This window comes from Janthinobacterium sp. GW822-FHT07H11 (assembly GCF_058798615.1).
Genome location: NZ_CM179507.1, coordinates 4,151,572 through 4,173,877 on the forward strand (window position 1 = coordinate 4,151,572; position 22,306 = coordinate 4,173,877).

Below are 22,306 nucleotides of genomic sequence, written 5' to 3' on the forward strand. Positions count from 1 at the left end.
GCGGCGCGGCGCGCACCACAGCTGTCCCATTCAACTGCCTCTGCCACTAGTGTCATCGCCTGCATGTCCTTAGACTTAACAAAAGCCCTCCCCAAGCCCGGCAACCGCTATGCGCTGCCCGCCCTGTATGGTTCATCCGACGCCCATGCCCTGGCGCTGGCCGCTTTGACCTTGAAGGCGCGGGGCCAGATGCTGGCCGTGGTGGTGGCGCAGGCCAGCGACGGCCAGCGCCTGCTCGATGAAATCCCCTGGTTTGGCGGCAAGGAACTGCGCTGCCATCTGCTGCCGGACTGGGAAACCCTGCCCTACGACGCCTTTTCGCCGCACCAGGACCTGGTCTCCGAGCGCCTGGCCACGCTGCATGAAATCCAGACGCGCCAGTGCGACGTGCTGATCGTGCCGGCCACCACGGCGCTGGTGCGCCTGGCGCCGCCGTCGTTCCTGGCCGCCTACACCTTCTTCTTCAAGAAGGGCGAAACGCTGGACGAGGCGCGCCTGAAGTCGCAGCTGACCCTGGCCGGCTACAGCCATGTGTCGCAAGTGATGTCGCCCGGCGAATACTCGGTGCGCGGCGGCCTGCTCGACCTGTTCCCCATGGGGTCGGCCCTGCCCTACCGGCTGGACCTGTTCGGCGACACCATCGAGACCATCCGCACCTTCGACGCCGACACCCAGCGCTCGCTGTATCCCGTGCACGAAGTGCGGCTGCTGCCGGGCCGCGAATTTCCCATGGACGAGGCGGCGCGCACCACCTTCCGCAACCGCTGGCGCGAGCAGTTCGAGGGCGACCCGTCGCGCTCCGTCGTCTACAAGGACATCAGCAGCGGCATCGCCTCGGCCGGCATCGAGTATTATCTGCCGCTGTTCTTCGAGCAGACGGCCACCCTGTTCGACTACCTGCCGCCCGACGCCTCGCTGGCCCTGGTGGGCGAGATCGACGCGGACATCAAACGCTTCTGGACCGATACCCAGTCGCGCTACCGCTTTTTGAAGGCCGACCGCGAGCGGCCGATTTTGCCGCCCGAAGCGCTGTTCCTGTCCGACGAACAGTTCTTCGGCCTGGCCAAGCCGTATCCGCGCCTGGCCATCACAAAATCGAACGATGCGCTGGCCTCCGAACTGTCGGCGCCGATTCCCAACATCGCCGTCAACCGGCGCGCCGACGACCCGCTGGCCAATCTGCGCAGCTACCTGCTGCAAGCGGGCCGCCGCGTGATGATCTGCGCCGAATCGAACGGCCGCCGCGAAACCCTGCAGCAGTATTTCAGCGAATACGACCTGCAACTGACGCCGGTGGAAGGCTGCGACGGCTTCTTGCAGTCCGATGCCAAGCTGATGCTGGGCGTGGCGCCGCTGCACGCCGGCTTCGAGCTGTTCACGCCGGACGGCAATCTGGCCTTCATCACCGAGACGGAACTGTACGCCGGTTCCGGCCGCAGGGTCGGCACCAAAAAACAGGAAGGCGTGACGCAGGTCGAGTCGATGGTGCGCGACCTGTCGGAGCTGAAAATCGGCGACCCCGTGGTGCACATCAACCACGGCATCGGGCGCTACATGGGCCTGACCAGCATGGACCTGGGCGAAGGCGAGACGGAATTTTTGCACCTCGAATACGCCAAGGACACGAAACTGTATGTGCCGGTGTCGCAGCTGCATGTGATCTCCCGTTATTCGGGCGCCTCGCCGGAAGACGCGCCGCTGCACTCGCTCGGTTCGGGCCAGTGGGAAAAGGCGAAAAAGCGCGCGGCCGAACAGGTGCGCGACACGGCCGCCGAGCTGCTCAACCTGTACGCCCGCCGCGCGCTGCGCCAGGGCCACTCCTTCGAATTCTCGGCGCACGACTACCAGCGCTTCGCCGACAGCTTCGGCTTCGACGAGACGCCGGACCAGGCCGAAGCCATCAACAACGTCATCAAGGACATGACGTCCGGCAAGCCGATGGACCGCCTCGTGTGCGGCGACGTCGGCTTCGGCAAGACGGAAGTGGCGCTGCGCGCCGCCTTCATCGCCGTCATGGGCGGCAAGCAGGTGGCGATACTGGCGCCCACCACCCTGCTGGCGGAACAGCATGCGCAAACCTTCGCCGACCGCTTCGCCGACTGGCCCGTGCGCATCGCGGAATTGTCGCGCTTCCGCAGCGGCAAGGAGATCACGCAGGCGTTCAAGGGCATGGCCGACGGCACCATCGACATCGTCATCGGCACGCACAAGCTGCTGTCCGACGACGTGAAGTTTACCCGTCTGGGCCTGGTCATCATTGACGAAGAACACAGGTTCGGCGTGCGCCAGAAAGAGGCATTGAAGGCCTTGCGCGCGGAAGTGGACGTGCTGACGCTGACGGCCACGCCGATCCCGCGCACCCTGGGCATGGCGCTGGAAGGCTTGCGCGACTTTTCCATCATCGCCACGGCGCCGCAAAAGCGCCTGGCCATCAAGACGTTCGTGCGCAGCGAGGGCGAAGCCATCATCCGCGAAGCATGTTTGCGCGAACTCAAACGCGGCGGCCAGATCTACTTCCTGCACAACGAGGTGGAAACCATCGAGAACCGCCTGGCCATGCTGACGGAACTGCTGCCCGAGGCGCGCATCGCCGTGGCGCACGGCCAGATGCACGAGCGCGACCTGGAAAAGGTCATGCGCGACTTCGTCGCCCAGCGCTTCAATATTTTGCTGTGCACGACCATCATTGAAACCGGCATCGACGTGCCGACGGCGAACACCATCATCATGCACCGCGCCGACAAGTTCGGCCTGGCGCAGCTGCACCAGCTGCGCGGCCGCGTGGGACGCTCGCATCACCAGGCCTACGCCTACCTGCTGGTGCACGACGTGCAGGGCCTGACGAAACTGGCGCAGCGCCGCCTGGACGCCATCCAGCAGATGGAAGAACTGGGCAGCGGCTTTTACCTGGCCATGCACGACCTGGAAATCCGCGGCGCCGGCGAGGTGCTGGGCGAGAGCCAGTCGGGCGAGATGACGGAAATCGGCTTCCAGCTGTATTCGGACATGCTCAACGAAGCCGTGCGCTCGCTGAAGGCGGGCAAGGAGCCGGACCTGGCCGCGCCGCTGGCCTCGACGACGGAAATCAACCTGCACGTGCCGGCCCTGCTGCCGGCGGACTTCTGCGGCGACGTGCACGAGCGCCTGTCAATCTACAAGCGCCTGGCCAACTGCGCCACGCAGGACAAGATCGACGATATCCAGGAAGAGCTGATCGACCGCTTCGGCAAGCTGCCCGATCCCGTCAAGGCGCTGGTCGAGACGCACCGATTGCGCATCGCGGCGAAAACCGTGGGCATCGTCAAGATCGACGTGCATGGCGAGGCAGCCACCCTGCAATTCATGGCCAAGCCGCCCATCGACCCGATGCGCATCATCGACCTGATCCAGAAAAACCGCCATATCAAGCTGCATGGCCAGGACAAGCTGAAAATCACTGCAGCCATGCCGGACCTGGCCGCGCGCGTGACGCAGATCAAGACCACCATCAAGCAATTGACGGTATAGACCATTCAGACCTTTTATGCAGGATAGCCCCATGACCGACACCACTTCCATCACCATGAACCTGATCCTGCAGGGCCTGGACGGCGACAGCGCCCGCCTCGAGCGCATCGCCGCGCTGGCCGCGCCCACCTCCGTCACGCGCCTGGGGCCGAACGCCGTGCGCTGCGAGCAGATCGCCTATTCGCCCGCGCTGCGCCCCACCATCGAAGTGGCGGCCCAGGCGGCGCAGCTGGACGCCACCTACATGATGGGCCAGCGCGAACTGGGCGAATTCAAGCTCGTGGCGATGGACATGGATTCGACCCTGATCACCATCGAGTGCATCGATGAAATCGCCGACATGCAGGGCCTCAAACCGCAGGTGGCGGCCATCACGGAAGCGGCCATGCGCGGCGAGCTCGATTTCGCCGCCAGCCTGAAGCAGCGCGTGGCCCTGCTCGAGGGGCTCGACGCGTCGGCCCTGCAGCGCGTCTACGATGAGCGCCTGCAGCTGTCGCCGGGCGCCGAGAAGATGCTGGCGGCCGTGCAGGCGGCCGGCCTGAAGACGCTGCTGGTGTCGGGCGGCTTCACCTTCTTCACCGAGCGCCTGAAACAGCGCCTGGGCCTCGACTACACGCATGCGAACGAACTGGAAATCATCGACGGCAAGCTGACAGGCAAGGTATTGGGCGGCATCGTCGACGCCGAGGAAAAGCAGCGCACGGTGGAGCGCGTATGCGCCGAAATGGGCATTGCGCCATCGCAAGCCATCGTCATGGGCGACGGCGCCAACGATTTGAAGATGATGGGCATCGCCGGCCTGTCCGTGGCCTTCCGCGCCAAGCCCGTGGTGCGTTCGCAGGCCGACGTGGCGCTCAATTTCGTCGGCCTCGATGGCATCCTGAACATCCTCGGCTGACGCCTGTCAGGGCATGGCCGCCCGGCCGTGCCCTTTTCCGCATCGCGGCCTATAGCTGCCACAAGCGCAGCGGCAGCAAACCCCACCAGGCCAGCACCAGCAGCAGCTGCAGCGCCGCCAGCAAGGCGATCCAGTCCCATTTCGCCAGCGTGCCGACGTCGGCCGCCGTGCCACGGCTGCGCCAGCAGCGCGCCAGGCCAAAGGCCACGGCCAGCGGCAGCGCGCCCGTCGCCAGGGCAAGCAGCACGCTGGCGACGGTGATGTCGCCCAGGCGCAGGAAGGACTGGAAGTAAAAGAACGGCAGCGGCAGCAGCAATGCCAGCAGCGACAGCAGCGGCGCGAACAGGTGGTCGCCGCGCGCCAGGGTACGCCGCGCGGCGCGCCAGCCCCCCGCCAGCAGCACGTACAGCAAGCCCGCCGCGCCCAGCGCCAGGCTGCCCCACAGCACCAGCATGCGCAGCATCGAGGCGCGTTCATAGCTGTGCAAGCCGTCGCTGAGCACATGGCGGCCGTCTTCCTGCAGCAGCACATGGGACGCGGTGCTGCGGTCGCTGGCACGGAACAGCAGGCCGCCCACCGGCTCGAGCTCCTTCGGCTCGCCCTGGAACGGGATCAGGAACAGCGCATCGCCATCCCACTTCAGGCGCACGAAACCGAAGACGGCATCGACCCAGGCCATGCTGGCCATGGCGTCGGGCGCGGGCACATACACGCCCTGCCAGTTTTCCACCGTGGCCGCAGGGGCGCCGCGGGCGGCCGGCGCGCGCAGCGGCAGGTCCAGGTCGCGCAGCAGCAGGCGGTTGAAGCGCTCATAGTCTGCCTGTTCCGCATCCGTATTGAAGGCCACGAAAAACGCGCTTTTCTGTTCCGGATAGAGGCACAGCATGGCGCGGAAACCCACGGCGGTGCCCGGGTGGCAGGCGCCCACCACATTGTGGCGGTCGCGCACGGCGAGCGCGAGGCCATGGCCCGTTTCCAGGCCCGCCTGCGCCGCGTCCGTGCCGGACGGCGCCGACAGCGCGCCCATCAGGGCCAGGTCGATGAACTGCCTGCCTTGCAGCTGGCCGTCCCCCATCAGGAAGCGCGCCAGCCTGCCCATGTCCGCCGCCGTGGTGGTGAACTGGCCGGCCGGGCGCAGGTACAGGGGCACGGCCGGCTGCGCCACGCCCTGCTCGAAGTGGCCCATGGCCAGGCGCGCATCGCCCTGGCCGCCGGCCTGTTTGCCCCCTTGCGTGCTCATTTGCGTGACAAAGGCAAACGTGCTGTCATGCATACCCAGCGGCTGCAGCAATTGCGCATCGAGGTAGCGTTCATACGGCTGGCCCGTGACCCGCTCGATCACCATGCCCAGCAAGCCATAGCCCATGTTCGAATAGGCATAGCGGCTGCCGGGGCGGGCGCGCACGCGCAGCAGATTGCCGCCGCCGTCAAAGGCGGCCGCCAGCGGCGTGTCCGGTGCCGGCTGCAGGCTGAACGCCTGCCAGAGACGGGCGTTGTCCAGGCCGGAAGTGTGCGCCAGCAGGTGGCGGATGCGCACGGGGTCGCTCGCCAGCCAGGGATTTCTCATGGCCAGTTCCGGTAATACCTGCTGCAGCGGCGTGTCGAGCGTGAGCCGGTCTTCGCTGACCAGGCGCAGCACGCCCAGCGCCAGCGCCACCTTGCCCACGGAACCCACCTGCACCCGCGTGTCCGCCTGCATGGGAGCACGGCTGGCGCCATCCTGCACGCCGGCGGCGCCCGTCAGCATATTTCCGTTAGGCAGCAATTCACTCCAGACGGCGCCCGCCAGCCCCTCTTCCTTCAAGCCGCTGGAAAAATCATCGACGAACGCGCCGTTGGCGGCATGTGCCGCATGGGCCGCCGTGCACAGCAGCAGCGCCTGCAAGGCGCGGCGCAGCCCTCGCCGCCCGCGCGCCATCATCATGTGAGCCCTGTCCAGTTTCAGCAATTCATTCAACCTTTTCCCTGCATGGGTGGCGCCCCCGCGCCGCATTGCTTGTTACAATCAAAACTTGAGCAAGCAAGGGAGCCTCCATGTCACAAGATATTATTCTGGATAACACTGCCCAGCAGAGCAAGACCCTGGCCTGGTGGTTATACCTGATACATGGCGCCAGCTTTGTATTTTCACTGGGCGCATTTTCCTTCATCCCGCTGATCATCAATTACGTGAAGCGGGACGAGGCGGCCGGGACCTTCGTGTACAGCCATCATGGCTGGCAGATCCGTTCATTCTGGTGGTATGCCTTCTGGATCGTCGTCGGCGCCGTGCTGTGGATTACCATCATCGGCATTCCGCTTGCCTTTCTCGTCTGGGGCGTGGCGTGGCTGTGGAAAGCCTACCGCCTGCTGCGCGGCTTCATCGACTTGAACAACAATAACGCCATGCCGCTGTAGCAGCGGCATCCGGGCAAGCCGCGCGCTTGCCCGCCCCCTTCCACCTACATCGCCGCGAACGCCCGTTCGATATCGGCGATCAGGTCTTGCGGCTCTTCCAGCCCCACGTTCAGGCGCACCAGCTGGCCCGGCAGCGGCCAGCCCTTGCGCATGGCGGCGATGCGGTACGGCATCACCAGGCTGTTCGCGCCGCCCCAGCTGTAGCCAATCTTGAACAACTGCAAGGCATCGACGAAACGGTCCGTCTGCTGCTCCGTGTAGCGGGCATCGAACAGCACGGAAAACAGGCCGCCCGCACCCGTGAAATCGCGCTGCCAGATGGCGTGACCAGGGCAATCGGCGAAAGCCGGATGCAGCACCGTGGCAATTTCACTCCTGCCCTTGAGCCAGGCGGCCACGGCGCGCGCGCCCCTGTCGTGGGCGTCGAAACGCAGCTTCATGGTCGGCAAGCCGCGCAGCACCAGATAGGCGTCGTCCGCGCCCACCCCCATGCCAAGGCGCATGTGCGCCTGCGCCAGGCGCTCGTGCAGGGCCCGCTCGCGCGTGATCAGGGCGCCCATCAGCACGTCCGAGCCGCCCGACTGGTATTTCGTCAGCGCCTGCATGATGATGTCCACGCCCAGCTCGAAGCCGCGCAGGGCCAGGCCGGCCGACCAGGTGTTGTCCAAAGCGACGAGCACGCCGCGCGCATGGGCGGCCGCGCAGATGGCGGGCAGGTCCGGCACTTCCATGGTCACGGAACCCGGTGCTTCCGTCCAGATGAGCTTGGTATTCTCCTGGATCAAGGCCGCGATGCCGGCGCCGATGAGCGGATCGTAATAGCGGGCCGTGATGCCGAAATCGTGCGCCAGCCAGCGTCCCAGTTCGCGGTTCGGGTTGTATATGTTTTCCGGCAAGAGCACGTCGTCGCCCGTCTTCAGCAGGGCAAAATCGGCCATGGCGATGGCCGCCAGCCCCGACGGCGCCAGCAGGCAGTGCGTGCCCCCTTCGATCTCGGCCAGCCGCGCTTCCAAGGTGAACGTGGTGGGCGTGCCGTGCAAGCCGTAGGTATAGGCGTTCTTCTCTTTCCAGTCGCCCGAGCGCATGGCCGCCACGTCCTTGAACAGCACGGTGGAGGCGTGATGGATGGCATTCGGAAACGCGGCAAAGCCTTGCGGTGCCTGGTAATCGCTGTGGATCAGCGCGGTCTGCGGGGATTTGGGTGTGGTCATGGCATCGTCGGCAAATAAAAAAGGCGGATCAGCCTGTGCTGGTCCGCCTTGATTGTAAGGGCTTATGCCCTTGCCTGCCGTACTGTTGTTACACCTGCTTACTCGGCAGCGCCCCACAGGTCGTGCGCGTCGGCCGACGTGATGGTCACATCGACAAATTGGCCCACGGCCAGCTTGCGGTGCGGCTCGAACGGCGGTTTGACGTACACGACGCCATCGATTTCCGGCGCGTCGGCGGACGAGCGGCCCACGCCGCCCGAGCGCGTGACTTCATCGATGAGCACGCGCACGGTCTTGCCGACCTTGGCCTGCAGGCGTTTTTTCGAGATTTCTTCCTGCAGCAGCATCACGCGGCCGCGGCGCTCTTCGCGCACTTCTTCCGGCACGGGATTGGCGATTTCGTTGGCCGTCGCGCCTTCGACAGGCGAATACGCGAAGCAGCCGAGGCGGTCGATCTGCGCTTCCTTGAGGAAATCGAGCAAATACTCGAATTCCGCTTCCGTTTCGCCTGGGAAACCGGCGATGAAGGTCGAGCGGATGGTGAGATCCGGGTTGATGGCGCGCCAGGCCTGGATGCGATCGAGGTTTTTCTCGCCGCTGGCCGGACGCTTCATGCGCTTCAATACGTCAGGATGCGCATGCTGCATCGGGATATCGAGGTAAGGCAGGATGTGGCCGCCGCTCATCATCGGGATGATCTGGTCCACATGCGGATACGGGTACACATAGTGCAGGCGCACCCAGGCGCCGTAGGACTTGGCCAGCTCGCCCAGCGCTTCCGTCAGCTGCGTCATGTGGGTCTTCACGGGACGGCCGTTCCAGAAGCCGGAGCGGAATTTCACGTCCACGCCGTAGGCCGAGGTATCTTGCGAAATGACCAGCAATTCCTTGACGCCCGACTTGAACAGGTTTTCCGCTTCCATCATCAGTTCGCCGATCGGGCGCGACACCAGGTCGCCGCGCATGGACGGGATGATGCAGAAGCTGCAACGGTGGTTGCAGCCTTCGGAAATTTTCAAATACGCGTAATGCTTCGGCGTCAGCTTGACGCCTTGCGGCGGCACCAGGTCGAGGAAAGGCGCATGCGGTTTCGGCAGGTGCAAGTGGACGGAATCCATCACTTCGGCCAGCGCATGCGGGCCCGTGACGGACAGCACTTTCGGGTGCACCTTCATGATGATGTCGTCGCCGGCAGCATCTTTCTTGGCGCCCAGGCAGCCGGTAACGATCACTTTACCGTTTTCGGCCAGCGCTTCGCCGATGGCGTCGAGCGACTCTTGCACGGCGGCGTCGATGAAGCCGCAGGTATTGACGATCACCAGATCGGCGCCAGCGTAGGATTTCGCCGTTTCGTAGCCTTCGGCACGCAGCTGGGTCAGGATTTGTTCGGAATCGACCAGCGCTTTCGGGCAGCCGAGCGAGACAAAGCCCACTTTCGGCGCCGCACCTGGCATGGCCAGCATGGCCTCTGGCTTGGCGGAAGGAACGGGAATACGGTGAATTTCAGACATAGTTGGCAGCTAGAAAATGGTGAGGCGAATCGGCTATTGTACCCCGAGCCGCCCCTTGCTGGCAGAACTATGCTGCGAACTGTATCGAATTGATGTCAAAGGTGCAATAAAATGATGCACATGGGCAGCATCGCTGCCCATGGCCATGCATCTGATTACTTCTTGTCCGTTGGCGGGACGGGTGGGACGAAGGGGAAGGTGCCGAACAGATTCTTGCTCTGGCTTTGCATCTGCTCCTGCATCTGCACGAACAGGCTCTTGCTCTGGTCGATGTAGTTGTTCATCATGCCCTGCATCATCGGGCCCTGCACGTTCATGAACTGGGTCCACATTTCCGGGCTGAACGGCTTGCCTTCGAAGCTGCCGGCCGAGGTGCCCGTGAACTTGTGCTGGATGTCCGTGAACGCTTGCACGTTCTTTTCCAGGTAGGAACCCATCATGCCCTGCATGGCGTGGCCATAGTAGCGGATGATCTGCGACAGCACGCCACTGGAGAACATGGGCACGCCGCTGGCTTCCTCTTCCAATATGATCTGCAGCAAGATGCTGCGCGTCAGATCTTCGCTGGACTTGGCATCGACGACCGTGAACTCTTCGTTGTCCAACACCAGCTGCTTGACATCCGTCAAGGTGATGTAGGAACTGGTTTGCGTGTCGTACAGACGGCGGTTCGGGTATTTTTTAATCAGGCGGTCTATACTTTTTTTTGCACTACTCATCACAAGTTCCACTTATTGCGCCGCAGCGCATACTGAGTTGATCCGAAAAAAAAGCGAACGTGGGTCCGCTTTCGCACCTGCCTACGTTTTCCATTATAGAGTGGAAAACGGCTCCATTGCACATCAGGGTAGTAGATTCCCGCATTTATTGCAACGCAACTAAAAGTAGATTCCTGACAAGACCGGAGATTACGCCGGTCTTGCCGGACAAAACGCTTTGTGACTTAATCCACCCTGACTTTAACATACCGGCCTGGCGCCGCCTCGATAGGCGCATGGCGTTTGTTGCCGGGCTTGGCTGGCGCCTTGACGTCGGCGCCGCCATGTTCGGCCAGGAAAGCCGCCCATTCCGGCCACCAGCTGCCCGCGTGTTCGGTTGCGCCGTCCATCCACTGCTCGGCGCTCAAGGGCTTGGCTTTCGCCGTGCGTGGCTGGTCATTGCTCCAGTAGCTGCGCTTTTTCTTCGCGGCGGGATTGATCACGCCGGCGATATGGCCGGAAGCGCCCAGGATGAAACGGTTGGCCCTGGTTTTTTTCGGGTTCAGCAGCGCCGTGCTCGCATAGGCCGCGCCCCAGGGCACGATGTGGTCTTCGCGCGAGCCATAGATGAAGGCGGGCGCATCGATGCTGCTCAGGTCGACCTTTTCGCCTGCCACCGTCAGCTTGCCCGGCACTTTCAGGCTGTTTTCCAGGTAGGTGTTGCGCAGATACCAGCAGAACATGGGACCCGGCAAGCCCGTGCCGTCGCCATTCCAGTACAGCAAGTCGAACGCGGGCGGCTCCTTGCCCTTCAGGTAATTCGACTGCACGTAATTCCACACGAGGTCGTTCGGGCGCAGGCTGGAGAAAGTGCTGCCCAGGTCGCGCCCGGACATCAGGCCGCCCTTGGACAAGCTTTGCTCGCGCAGCGCCACTTGCGGCTCGTCAATAAAGACGTCAAGCGCGCCCGCGTCGCAAAAGTCGAGGAAGGTGGTCAGCAGGGTCAGGCTGGCGGCCGGACTCTCGCCACGGGCCTTGAGCACGGCCAGCGCCGTCGACACGATGGTGCCGCCCACGCAAAAGCCGAACATGTTCAGCTTGTCCTGGCCGGAGATGTCCTGCACCACCCGGATGGCTTCGATCACGCCTTGCTCCACGTAATCATCCCACGTCAGGTGCTGCAGGCTCAGGTCCGGATTGCGCCAGGACATGAGGAACACGCTATTGCCCTGCTCCACCGCATAGCGCACAAGCGAGTTTTCTGGCTGCAAGTCAAGGATATAAAATTTATTGATGCATGGCGGTACCATCAACAGCGGACGCTGGTGTACCGTGGCGGTCGTCGGCGCGTACTGGATCAGCTGGAACAAGGCATTCTCAAACACCACCGTGCCCGGCGTGGTGGCCACGTTGCGGCCCACTTCGAAGGCCGATTCGTCCGATTGCGAGATGCGGCCCTTCTGCATGTCGGCCAGCATGTTGCTCAATCCCTTGGCCAGGCTTTCGCCCTTGGTCTCGATCAGGGTTTGCTGCGCGTCGGGATTGGTGGCAAGAAAGTTGGCAGGCGACATGGCGTCAACGATTTGTTGTACCGCAAAGGCAATCTTTTGCTTCTGGTGCGGCGTCGCTTCCACCGCCTCGGCCATGGCGGTGAGAAATTCCGCATTGAGCAGGTAGGCGGCCGCGTTGAAGGCCGACAAGGGACTCGCATGCCAGGCGGGCGCGGCGAAGCGGCGGTCCTTCAGCTCCGGCACCTTGCCGGCCATGAAGTCGGCCCACAAGCCCGTCAGCTTGGCCACATAGGCATTTTTCAGCTGCTCGATCGCTTCCGGCTTGATGCTGGCGCCCGCATCCTGCAAAATGCCGGCAATCGGATTGCTGGCCGGCTGCGGTACCATGTTGAACCACGTCTTCCACTGCTCAGGATTGCTGATCTGCGCCATCCATTCCTTGGTCATCATTTGAGGATCGGGCATATTCATAGATAGTTAAGTCCATTCAAGATTGAGGGACGCCGGACAAAACCTGCTGCGCGTGGGTTTCGTCAGGCGTCGCAAACGTAGTCAAAAATAAATATTTCTGGAGCACCTGCATGCAAACCTTTACTGACTGCCACGACTCATGATGCTCATGACCGCTGTTGCCTGGATCTATGTCGTCGGCCTCATGGCGCTGACGGAACCGTCCATCGTCGCCGGGGTGATGACCTTCGTGCTGTACTGCGTCATCCCGCTGTCCATCCTATTCTATCTGACGGGCTCGCGGCGACGCAAACGCAAGGCGGTGCGCATCGCCGAACTGAACGCCCGCGCGCTCGCCTCAGCAGACGATAAAACAAAAACGGCAGACACATAAGTGTCTGCCGTGCAGATTATTTGCGCCAGATCAAACTGGCCTGTCTTCCCGTGACGCCGTCGCGCCGGTACGAGTAAAACTGCGCCGCATCGCTGACGGTGCAATATTCCCCGCCCGCCACCTGCGCCACGCCATCGCGCAGCAGCATGGTGCGCGCCAGCGCATAGATATCGGCCAGGTATTTACCTGGCTTGCCGGCGATGGCGGCAAATGCATCCGACAACACTTGCCGCTCGGCAGCATCGCGCGCGCCGTCGCGGAACGCCTGCAGCACGTCCTGCCCCACTTCGAATTGCTGCGGACCAATGGCCGGCCCCAGCCAGGCGAGGATATCTTTCGCGCCCTGCGCGCGCATGCCGTCCAGCGTGCGCTGCAAGACGCCGTTGGCCAGGCCGCGCCAGCCCGCGTGGGCCGCGCCGACGACGAGGCCATCGGTCGAACAGAACAGCACCGGCAGGCAATCGGCCGTCATCACCACGCACACGGCGCCAGGCTGCGTGGCCACGCTGGCGTCGGCGTCCGGCACGCAACCGTGCAGTCTGGCCGCGTCGGCCACGGCCACGCCATGCACCTGCGACAGCCAGGCCGGTTCGGACGGCAAGACTGCCGCCAGCCGCGCCCGGTTGGCCGCCACGTGCGCGGGCTCGTCGCCCACGTGCGTGCCCAGGTTCAAGCCACCGCCGCCCTGCCCGTCACCATAGGGTGCCTGGCTGACGCCGCCCGCGCGCACGGTCGCCAGCGCGCCCACGTTCGCGGGCAAGCCGGGCCAATGGGGAATAATGCAAGGCAACGGTGACGTCATCAGACCTGTTCCGGCTCGGGAATGCCGGCCGTGGCGATCAGTTGCGCGAAATCATCGGCCAGCGGCACGATCCATTCGCACGCTTCCAGCGTGCCCGGATGCACGAGGCCCAGGCGGCGCGCCTGCAGCGCCTGGCGCGAGAACACGGACACCAGGTGCTGCTTGCCGTACACATAATCGCCGACCAGCGCAAAGCCCAGGTGCTGCATGTGCACGCGGATCTGGTGCGTGCGGCCTGTTTCCAGGCGGCATTGCATCAGACTCACGGGACGGCGGTCGAGTTCGCCGCTACCGATCAATTCATAGTGCGTGATGGCGGGCTTGGCGGTGAAATTCTCCGACACGGCCATCTTGACCCGGTCGCGCGGGTGGCGCGCGATCGACGCATCGATGGTGCCCGCCATTTTCGGCGTGCCCCACACGAGCGCGAAATATTCGCGCTTGACGGTGCGCGCCTGCAACTGGCGCACGAGGTCCGTTTGCGACGCCAGGGTCTTGCCGACCACCATCAGGCCGCTCGTATCCTTGTCCAGGCGGTGCACGATGCCGGCGCGCGGCACGCCGGCCAGCTGCGGGCAGTGGTGCAGCAGGCCGTTGAGCAGGGTGCCCGACCAGTTGCCGGGGCCGGGATGCACGACCAGTCCGGCCGGTTTGTTGATCACGATGATATGCTCATCTTCGTGCACGATGTTCAATTCCATCGCTTCCGGCTTAAAAGCCTCGTCTTCCGGCGCGCTTTGCGGCAGAATGACGATCTTCTCATCGCCATAGGCGGTCATATTGCGTTTGGCAACTTTTCCGTCCACGGTCACGAAACCGGCTTCCAGCCACAATTGCAAGCGGCTGCGCGAGTATTGCGGCACCAGCTGGGCGATGACTTTATCGAGGCGGTGGCCGCAGGCGTCCGGCGTCAGTTCCAGTGTAATCGGGGCCATTTCCTCGAAGACATCGTCGGCGGCAAAATCGCCGTCAAACGCTTCTTCGGCAGCATGCTCAGAAAGGGAGTCAAACGCGGGGTCAGCCAAATTAGGCTTCGGAGTTAATATCACAGCATTCCCATCGGCTATAATCAGCCTATTGTAAAATCTTGGTTAAAACCTTCTTGCAAAACGTCATGCAAAAAAAATTATCGTTGGTAGTCGCTTCAGTCGTTCTGCTCGGCATGTCCGCTTGCAGCTTGTTGCCTGAAAAAGTGGATGAGACCAAAAACTGGTCCGTTACGAAATTATACTCGGAGGCGCGTGAAGAAATGGCCGGGCAGCACTATGAAGCTGCAATCGGCCTGTTCCAAAAGCTGGAGGCTAACTATCCTTTCGGCAACTATGCCTTGCAGGCACAGATGGAGATCGCTTACGCGTATTATAAGGCGGGAGACCAGGCGCAGGCGCTGGCCGCCGTCGAACGCTTCATCAAGTTGCATCCGAACCACGCGAATGTGGATTATATGTACTACTTGCGTGGCCTGATCAGCTTTAACGACCAGATCAGCTTCCTGAACTTCCTGTACGAGCAAGATCCGACCGAGCGCGACCCGAAAGCGACGCGCGAAGCGTTTGCGGCCTTCAAGCAACTGGTCGACAAGTTCCCGAACAGCAAATATACGCCCGATTCGCTGGCCCGCATGAACTATTTGATCGATGCGATGGCGAAATATGAAGTCCACGTGGCGCGCTACTACTACCGCCGTGGCGCCTACCTGGCCGCGGCCAACCGCGCGCAAACGACGATCAGCGACTTTGCCGCCTCGCCGGCGATCGAAGAAGCGCTGTTCATCATGTACCGCTCGTATGACAAGCTGGGCTTGACCGACCTGCGCGACGACACCTTGCGCGTGCTGACCAAGAACTACCCGAACACGGCCTTCCTCAGCCCGGAAGGGGTGAACCGGGAGCGCAAGTGGTGGAAATTCTGGCAGTAAAATGAAAAAACCGGGCTGACCCGGTTTTTTTACTTAGAACGCCTATCAAAACCTACTGCGCGTCGTAATTTGCGGTCTGCGATGCTCACTGTACCTTCGTACAGTTCCGCTTCTCAACCACAACTTCCTTCCGCTCGCTACGGTTTTGTTAGGCGTTGTTATTCGCCGACCTTGCGCCGGAACACCCAGCTCTTGTCGTTCGACGCTTCCGGCACGAAGCCGTAGCCGTCGACGTCGAACTGCTTGAGCTGCTCGGGATCGCGGATATTGTGGACGGCCGCATAGCGGGCCAGCATGCCGCGCGCGCGCTTGGCGTAGAACGAGATGATTTTATATTTGCCGTTCTTCCAGTCCTCGAACACGGGCGCGATGACGGGCACGTCCAGCTGGCGCGGCTTGACGGATTTGAAATATTCTTCAGAAGCAAGATTCACCAGCACCTTGGCGCCCTGCTCTTTTGCAGTGCGGTTCAGGCCATTGGTGATGGTGTCGCCCCAGAACGCATACAAATCCTTGCCGCGCGCGGTCGACAAACGCGTGCCCATTTCCAGGCGGTGCGGGTGGATCAGGTCGAGCGGGCGCAGCAAGCCGTACAGCCCGGATAAAATGCGCACGCGCGACTGGGCATAGTCGAGCTGGGCCGGCTGCAGGCTGCGCGCCTCGAAACCGGCATACACGTCGCCATTGAAGGCCATGATGGCCTGGTGTGCCTCGTCGAGCTTGGGCGTCCAGGATGCGTAGCGGGCCACGTTGAGCGCGGACAAGGCGTCGGAAATGCCCATCAGGCTGCCCACTTCGGCGGGCGAAAACTGGCGCATGCGCTCGATCAGTTGAAAGGAATGGTCGAGAAAATCGGGGGTGCTGTGCAACGAGGTTGTTGGCGGCGTCTCCAGGTCGAGACTCTTGGCGGGCGAAAGCACGATCAACATAAATTATCACTACAAAATAGAATTGCCGACATGATACCTGCTCCACAAAAACTCGTCCTCGACACCAACGTTTGCCTCGACCTGTTCGTCTTCAACGACCCGCGCTGGGCGGGCCTGCTGGCGGCCATGGAAAGCGGCGCCGTGCACGCCATCACGCGCGAAGATTGCCGCGCGGAATATCTTGTCGTATTGCATTACAAACACCTGCCCCTCGACGAGGCCAGCCGCGCCGTTGCCGCCGCCCGCTTCGACGCCCACATCAGCGTCGTGGCGCCACCCGCCTCCGGCGTGCGCCTGCCCGTCTGCACGGACAAGGATGACCAGAAATTCCTCGAACTGGCGCGCGACGCCAACGCCGACATCCTCATCACCAAGGACAAGGCGCTGCTGAAACTGGCCCGCAAGACGGCCAAGGCCGGCATGTTCAAGATCATGGTGCCGGAAGGCTGGGCCTTGCCGGGCTGAGCCATCAAGCCCTGCACGCAAGCGGGCGCGCTGCGCTAGAATGGGACACGATTCCACTTTCCGCACCGCGCCCCTACCGTTCATGAACAGCCCGTCCCTGCCCCACCTGACTCCCACCCTGACCAGCCGCCTGCCCGCTGTCGGCACCACCGTGTTTACCCGCATGTCCAGCCTGGCGGCCCAGCATGGCGCCGTCAACCTGGGCCAGGGCTTTCCCGACTTCGATTGCGACCCGGCCCTGGTCGAGCTCGTCGGCGACGCCATGCGCGCCGGCCACAACCAGTACCCCCTGATGACGGGCGCCGCGCCCCTGCGCGAAGCCATCGCCGCGAAGATCGCCAGCCTGTACGGCCACGGCTATGATGCGGGCACGGAAATCACCGTCACAGCCGGCGCCACGCAGGCGCTGACCACGGCGATTTTGTGCTGCGTGCATCCGGGCGACGAAGTCATCGTCATCGAACCGGCCTACGACAGCTATTTACCCGCCATCGCGCTGGCCGGCGGCGTGCCCGTGCTGGTGGCGATGGAACTGGGCGATTCCGGCTACAGCGTGCCGTGGGACAAGCTGGCCGCCGCCATCAGCGGCAAGACACGCTTGATCATCATCAACACGCCGCACAACCCGACGGGCACGATTTTGCGCCCGGCCGACGTGGCGGCGCTGGCCGACATCGTGCGCGGCACGCAAATTTTGATTTTGTCCGACGAAGTCTACGAACACATGGTGTACGACGGCGTGCGCCATGAGTCGCTCGCGCGCCACGCGGAACTGGCGGCGCGCAGCTTCATCGTCTCCAGCTTCGGCAAGACCTATCACGTGACGGGCTGGAAAATCGGCTATGTGGCGGCACCGAAGGCCCTGACGGCCGAGTTTCGCAAGGTGCACCAGTACAACGTGTTTAGCGTCAACACGCCGATGCAGCACGGCTTGGCCGCCTACATGGCGGACCCGCAGCCCTGCCTGGACTTGCCCGCGTTTTACCAGCGCAAGCGCGATTTGTTCCGCGACGGCCTGGCGGGCAGCCGCTTTACCCTGCTGCCCGCCGACGGCACGTATTTCCAGTGCGTGCGCTACGATGCCATTTCGCAAGAGACTGAAGCGCAGTTCGCCGAATGGCTGACGGCGGAAATCAAGGTGGCCGCCATTCCCGTGTCCGCGTTTTACGCGCAGGGCCAGGAGTCGGGCATCGTGCGTTTCTGTTTTGCCAAGAAAGACGAGACCTTGCGCCTGGCGCTGGAACGCCTGCGCAGCATATAACCGAGCACTGAGCATGGCTTCGCCACGGCGGGGCAAAGGATGACAGCATGGTACAACGTCGCATCGGCCCGGCCGACCTGGTTCCCGGCGAACCCCTGCCCTGGGATTTGTTTCTGGCTGACCATAGTGCAGGTCCGCAACTACGCAAGGGGCAGATCATCACGGATGGCGCCCAGCTGGGCCGTTTGCTGCAGCTGGGCCTGTACGCGGGCGCGCCCGAGCAACCGTCCGTCTTGCGCCTGCTCAATGAAGCGGCGCAGCGCCTGGAACGGTTGCTGCTGGACTTGCGCAGCGAAGGCAATGCCGAGCGCGACGTGCGCGACATCGGCCGCGACCTGCTGCGCGCGCTCGAGCACGACGCCGACATCGCCCTGGCCAGCATCCTGCTCAACCAGATCGCCGGCAGCTACGCCGTGCGCCACTGCATCGAAACGGCGCTGCTGGCCATGCTCGTGGGCCGCAGCATGCACAAGTCCCACGATGAACTATTGCTGATCGGCGCGGCCGCCCTGACGATGAACGTGGGCATGCTGCGCCACCACGACAGCTTCCAGGACCGGCGCGGCCCCCTGAACGACGAGGAAATGCGCATCGTGCGCCAGCATCCCCGGGAAAGCACGGAATTGCTGCGCTGCGCCGGCGTCGACGACGAGGAATGGCTGAGCTGCGTGCTGCTGCACCATGAAAACGACGACGGCAGCGGCTACCCGCAGGGACGCACGGCCGATGAAATCCTGCAAAATGCCAAGCTGATCGGCCTGGCCGACCGCTATTGCGCCCGCGTCTCGGCGCGCAACTACCGGCGCTCCATCGTGCCCGACCAGGCGCTGCAGCACATCTTCCTCGAGCAGGACGTGCCCATCGACCCTTTGCTGGGGGAACAGTTCGTCAAGCTGCTGGGGAAATATCCACCCGGAACGCTCGTGCGCCTGCGCAGCGGCGAACTGGGCGTGGTGACGCAGCGGGGCGCCGCCCTAGTCCACCCGCTCAGCGACCCGCTGGGCGCGCCGCTGGCCGCCGCCGAACTATCGCAGATGACGCCGCGCGACACGGCCGACAGCCAGTTCGCCATCGTCGCGTCGCTGCACGAAGACGATGCCGGCGTGCATTTCAGCATGCGCAATGTATGGGGCGATGAGGCGCGGCTCTAGCCTCGCCGGCCAAGGCCCCCACAAGCTGTCACGTCACCGTTTCGGCGGACGGATGCCCGTGTACTGTGCGCTGACGAGCAGCCATTGATGATCGACAAGCCTGGCGACATAGCCGGCGCGCATGGCGAAGGTGCGGGCCGCCCCTTCCTGATTCATTGTGTAAGACAGCCGCGCCGAGATGAGCGCCGTATCGCCAAGGAGGCGCACCGCCGGTTCATCGACCTGGACCTGAGGACCCGGCCGCTTCTGCTCAGGCGCATAGAAGGACAGCATTTTTTCACGCCCGTCCACCTCGCCGACCGGCGATATTTCCACATAATTCTCGGCCGTGACGGCTTTCAAGGCGGCTTGATCGAAACTGCTCTGGGCCTGCGCATGGCGCTGCACTAAAGCCACCAGGTCGGCGTCGGCGGAAGCCGCGTGCGCACTACCGATAAGGCCCAAGCTGCCAAGCAGGCAGGTCGAGAGGACATGTGGAAAGGTCAATTTCATGCGTATTCATCCTGGTCATGGTCATGGGGAGGCGTGCGTTGACTGCCGCGGCAGCATCGAACACCCGCTTGCGGGCCGCGCATCACGAGAAAGCCCACTGTATGCTACCCGCTTGCCCTTTTATATGGCATGCCATTGCGACAAACCGCCGGATTGGTGGATTGAAATGCCATTTTCAGGCTCGGGATGCGCATGGCCATGCGTTCAGTCATGCCCGCAAGCCCCGCCTCAGCGCACGCTCGCAGGCGCATCCGGCAACGTCTGTTGCAGCTCAAGGTTGAGCGCCCACTGCCTGATCAGTGGAAACGCCGGGTCTTCACTATCCAGCAATTGATTCAATGTCCGCATGTAATCTGACCTTGTCGATGGCCGCTTGCGGCGGCCGGTGAGTGCATGGCGAAGCTGGCACCGCCAGGCATGCCAGCCGCTGCTCCATCGCGTGATCCGGTATCAATGACGCAACCTGAACACTTTGCAAATGTTGCACAGACATACCCCTGCGCGGCCGCACGCCTGCCACGGCAAGCCGGCTTGATGCCGCGCAACTCCCGTGCATTCCCCTGTATCGACCGTTCATCCTGCGCCTGGCGCCATTCGTCGGCCCGCGCTCGCCTGGCCTGGCGGCCGCACATACCATGCCGATATGACCACTCCACTCCAGTTCAAGTCCGGCCAGTTCTATGGCGACGTGCATCACGGCGCGCGCGGCAGCCTCTTCGATATCCGCCGCCTGAAGGCCACGCGCGGCGAGGATGAAGTCGAAACGCACCGGCATGACGATGCCCATTTCGTTTTTGTCCTGTCCGGCACCTATATTTCCAGCGCCCTGCACGCCCCGCCGCGCGCGCCTTCGCCCACCCTCGTCTTCAATCCGGCCGGCACGACGCACCGCGACCGCTTCGTCGATGGCAAGGGCAGTTTCATGACGGTATCGCTCGACCCGGCCCTGCTGTCCGGCGCCGAAGAATTGCATGTGGCCCAGGAGTGCGCCACCATGTTGCGCGATACGGCCAGCGCCGCAGCCGCGTTCCGGCTCGCGCGCGACATCGGCCGCGGCGGCGATAGCGCCCTGCTCGAAGCGGGCGCGTGGGAGATGCTGGCCAGCCTGCACAAGACGCCCCAGCAGGCGCGCCCGTCCCTGCCCGGCTGGGCGCACCAGGCCTATGCAGCCGTGATGGACCTGGCCAATGACACGCATCTGCGCATCGCCGACGTGGCCGCCGCCCTGGACGTGCATCCCGTGCACCTGGCCCGCGTCTTCCGCCAGGCCTGGGGCTGCTCGCCGGGCGACCTGCTGCGCTGGCGCCGCGTCGAGCAAGCCGGCGGCCTGCTGCGCCGTCCGGACCTGAGCATGGCCGAGGTGGCGCTGAGCGCGGGCTTCGCCGACCAGAGCCACATGAGCCGCGCCTTCCAGGCCCGCTACGGCATGACACCCAGCAACTATCGCCGCCAAATGTTTCAAACGTCCAAGACAATGCCCGATTTGCCAGACTAGACTGCACTTTTCCAACCTCGGAGTACACCATGTTGCGATATCTACCCCTACTTCTGGCCTTCGGCAACAGCGTCCACGCGGGCGAGCTGGACGGCGTCACCACCGCCATCGAAGCGGGCGACTTCAAGCAGGTCACCAGCGTCGTGGTGGCGCAGCATGGCAAGCTGCTCTACGAACACTACTTCGACCAGGACGGCGCGGAAAGCCTGCGCAACACGCGCTCGGTGGGCAAGACGGTGGCGGGCATGCTGGTCGGCCTGGCCATCGAGCGCAAGTTCTTGCGCGCCGATACCCGCGTGCTGCCCTACTTTCCGGAACTGCGCCCGCTGGCCTACGCCGACCCGCGCAAGGACAGGATCACGGTCGAGGATTTCCTGACCATGAGCTCGCTGCTCGAATGCGACGACGACAACCAGCATTCGCGCGGCAACGAAGAGCGCATGTATCTGGTGGAAGACTGGAGCCGCTTCGTGGCCGACTTGCCGATCCGCGGCTTTCCCGAATGGCAGCCCCGCCCCGAGCAATCGCCGTATGGCCGTGCCTGGAGCTATTGCACGGCGGGCGTAACCCTGTTGGGACCGCTGCTGGAAAAAGTGAGCGGCCAGGGCGTGCCGGACTTCGCCGCCGCCAACCTGTTCCAGCCGCTCGGCATCGACAAGGTCAAATGGCAATTCCAGCCCAAGGGCAGCGCCATGACGGGCGGCGGCTTGCAGTTGCGCAGCGTGGATCTGCTGAAGCTGGGCCAGCTCTACCTTGACGGCGGACGCTGGAATGGCAGGCAGGTGATGCCCGCCGACTGGGTCAAGCGCTCGGTCGCGCCCCATGCCAACGCGCGCGAAGGCATGGACTACGGCTACTTGTGGTGGCTGCAGTCGTTCACGGCCAATGGCCGCACGGTGCCAAGCTACGGCATGGCCGGTTCGGGCGGCAATAAGGTGCTGGTATTGCCGGAACTCGATGCCGTGGTCGTCATCACCACGACCAACTTCCAGGTGCGCGACGCCCATGGACTCAGCGAAAAATTGCTGACCAAGCTGATCCTGCCGGCATTGATGCGCCCCTGAACGCCCTTCATTTCGGGGACGTCAGGGACGCCCGCAAGCCATGCGTGAGCACGAAAGAAACACGCTCGCGTGGTCTGCGTCCCCGAAAACGCGCAGGCGGTTTTCAAGCCGGGATACTTGCGCGACCTTAAACTGCCGCCGAACTCGCGCAA

The 22,306-nt window shown here is 63.5% G+C and carries 19 protein-coding genes; 10 read left to right on the forward strand and 9 right to left on the reverse strand.

Annotated features, from left to right (window positions below; translation table 11 throughout):
- Positions 1–63 precede the first annotated feature (63 nt).
- Both mfd and serB read left to right on the forward strand, forming a co-directional pair.
- On the forward strand, positions 64–3,507 hold the full coding sequence (gene mfd, locus AC3RCJ_RS18305; protein WP_492964159.1) for a transcription-repair coupling factor: 3,444 nt from the start codon (positions 64–66) through the stop codon (positions 3,505–3,507).
- Positions 3,508–3,538: 31 nt separating this feature from the next.
- Positions 3,539–4,405: a phosphoserine phosphatase SerB gene (serB, locus tag AC3RCJ_RS18310; RefSeq protein ID WP_492964158.1), complete on the forward strand. Its 867-nt coding sequence runs from the start codon at positions 3,539–3,541 to the stop codon at positions 4,403–4,405.
- Between the two features lie 49 nt (positions 4,406–4,454).
- On the opposite strand, the gene AC3RCJ_RS18315 is transcribed toward serB, so the two are convergent.
- A complete protein-coding gene (locus AC3RCJ_RS18315; RefSeq protein WP_492964157.1) occupies positions 4,455–6,329 on the reverse strand; it encodes a serine hydrolase domain-containing protein in 1,875 nt (624 codons plus the stop codon).
- A gap of 110 nt (positions 6,330–6,439) precedes the next feature.
- On the opposite strand from AC3RCJ_RS18315, the gene AC3RCJ_RS18320 reads away from it, so the two are divergent.
- On the forward strand, positions 6,440–6,802 hold the full coding sequence (locus AC3RCJ_RS18320) for a DUF4870 family protein (protein WP_492964156.1): 363 nt from the start codon (positions 6,440–6,442) through the stop codon (positions 6,800–6,802).
- 44 nt (positions 6,803–6,846) lie between these two features.
- On the opposite strand, the gene AC3RCJ_RS18325 is transcribed toward AC3RCJ_RS18320, so the two are convergent.
- From AC3RCJ_RS18325 to phaC, 4 genes are all read right to left on the reverse strand, one after another.
- A complete protein-coding gene (locus AC3RCJ_RS18325; RefSeq protein WP_492964155.1) occupies positions 6,847–8,013 on the reverse strand; it encodes a cystathionine beta-lyase in 1,167 nt (388 codons plus the stop codon).
- Positions 8,014–8,111: 98 nt separating this feature from the next.
- Positions 8,112–9,467, reverse strand: a complete 1,356-nt coding sequence (gene rimO / locus AC3RCJ_RS18330; protein ID WP_170909721.1) for a 30S ribosomal protein S12 methylthiotransferase RimO — start codon at positions 9,465–9,467, stop codon at positions 8,112–8,114.
- A 212-nt stretch (positions 9,468–9,679) separates the two neighbouring features.
- Positions 9,680–10,243 (reverse strand): polyhydroxyalkanoate synthesis repressor PhaR, encoded by a 564-nt coding sequence (gene phaR / locus AC3RCJ_RS18335; RefSeq protein WP_071323205.1) that lies wholly within the window; start codon positions 10,241–10,243, stop codon positions 9,680–9,682.
- A 224-nt stretch (positions 10,244–10,467) separates the two neighbouring features.
- Complete coding sequence (phaC, locus tag AC3RCJ_RS18340) at positions 10,468–12,183, reverse strand: class I poly(R)-hydroxyalkanoic acid synthase (RefSeq protein WP_492964154.1); 1,716 nt, start codon at positions 12,181–12,183, stop codon at positions 10,468–10,470.
- A 160-nt stretch (positions 12,184–12,343) separates the two neighbouring features.
- Between phaC and AC3RCJ_RS18345 the strand changes: the two genes are divergently transcribed.
- Positions 12,344–12,577, forward strand: coding sequence for a hypothetical protein (locus AC3RCJ_RS18345; RefSeq protein WP_492964153.1), 234 nt, complete (start codon positions 12,344–12,346; stop codon positions 12,575–12,577).
- 16 nt (positions 12,578–12,593) lie between these two features.
- On the opposite strand, the gene pgeF is transcribed toward AC3RCJ_RS18345, so the two are convergent.
- Positions 12,594–13,379, reverse strand: coding sequence for a peptidoglycan editing factor PgeF (gene pgeF, locus AC3RCJ_RS18350; protein WP_492964152.1), 786 nt, complete (start codon positions 13,377–13,379; stop codon positions 12,594–12,596).
- Entirely contained in the window at positions 13,379–14,404 is a 1,026-nt protein-coding gene (locus AC3RCJ_RS18355; protein WP_492964151.1) for an RluA family pseudouridine synthase, read from the reverse strand. The genes pgeF and AC3RCJ_RS18355 overlap by 1 nt, the downstream gene beginning before the upstream one ends.
- Before the next feature lie 89 nt (positions 14,405–14,493).
- On the opposite strand from AC3RCJ_RS18355, the gene AC3RCJ_RS18360 reads away from it, so the two are divergent.
- Positions 14,494–15,297, forward strand: a complete 804-nt coding sequence (locus AC3RCJ_RS18360; protein WP_492964150.1) for an outer membrane protein assembly factor BamD — start codon at positions 14,494–14,496, stop codon at positions 15,295–15,297.
- 158 nt (positions 15,298–15,455) lie between these two features.
- On the opposite strand, the gene yaaA is transcribed toward AC3RCJ_RS18360, so the two are convergent.
- Positions 15,456–16,226, reverse strand: a complete 771-nt coding sequence (gene yaaA, locus AC3RCJ_RS18365) for a peroxide stress protein YaaA (RefSeq protein ID WP_492964149.1) — start codon at positions 16,224–16,226, stop codon at positions 15,456–15,458.
- Between the two features lie 30 nt (positions 16,227–16,256).
- Here yaaA and AC3RCJ_RS18370 point away from each other — a divergent pair, with 30 nt between their 5' ends.
- The 3 genes from AC3RCJ_RS18370 to AC3RCJ_RS18380 all read left to right on the forward strand — a co-directional run bounded on the left by AC3RCJ_RS18370 (position 16,257) and on the right by AC3RCJ_RS18380 (position 19,103).
- Positions 16,257–16,691 carry a putative toxin-antitoxin system toxin component, PIN family gene (locus AC3RCJ_RS18370; RefSeq protein WP_492964148.1) on the forward strand — a complete coding sequence of 145 codons (435 nt, stop codon included), beginning with the start codon at positions 16,257–16,259 and terminating at the stop codon, positions 16,689–16,691.
- An 82-nt stretch (positions 16,692–16,773) separates the two neighbouring features.
- Positions 16,774–17,952 carry a pyridoxal phosphate-dependent aminotransferase gene (locus tag AC3RCJ_RS18375; protein ID WP_492964147.1) on the forward strand — a complete coding sequence of 393 codons (1,179 nt, stop codon included), beginning with the start codon at positions 16,774–16,776 and terminating at the stop codon, positions 17,950–17,952.
- Positions 17,953–17,999: 47 nt separating this feature from the next.
- Positions 18,000–19,103, forward strand: a complete 1,104-nt coding sequence (locus AC3RCJ_RS18380) for an HD-GYP domain-containing protein (RefSeq protein ID WP_492964146.1) — start codon at positions 18,000–18,002, stop codon at positions 19,101–19,103.
- A gap of 33 nt (positions 19,104–19,136) precedes the next feature.
- Here the strand turns inward: AC3RCJ_RS18380 and AC3RCJ_RS18385 are convergent, their stop codons facing one another.
- Complete coding sequence (locus tag AC3RCJ_RS18385) at positions 19,137–19,595, reverse strand: nuclear transport factor 2 family protein (protein ID WP_492964145.1); 459 nt, start codon at positions 19,593–19,595, stop codon at positions 19,137–19,139.
- Positions 19,596–20,238: 643 nt separating this feature from the next.
- Between AC3RCJ_RS18385 and AC3RCJ_RS18390 the strand changes: the two genes are divergently transcribed.
- Together AC3RCJ_RS18390 and AC3RCJ_RS18395 are read left to right on the forward strand one after the other, a co-directional pair.
- Complete coding sequence (locus AC3RCJ_RS18390; protein ID WP_492964144.1) at positions 20,239–21,090, forward strand: helix-turn-helix transcriptional regulator; 852 nt, start codon at positions 20,239–20,241, stop codon at positions 21,088–21,090.
- A gap of 29 nt (positions 21,091–21,119) precedes the next feature.
- Complete coding sequence (locus AC3RCJ_RS18395; protein WP_492964143.1) at positions 21,120–22,154, forward strand: serine hydrolase domain-containing protein; 1,035 nt, start codon at positions 21,120–21,122, stop codon at positions 22,152–22,154.
- The last annotated feature ends 152 nt before the right edge of the window (positions 22,155–22,306 follow it).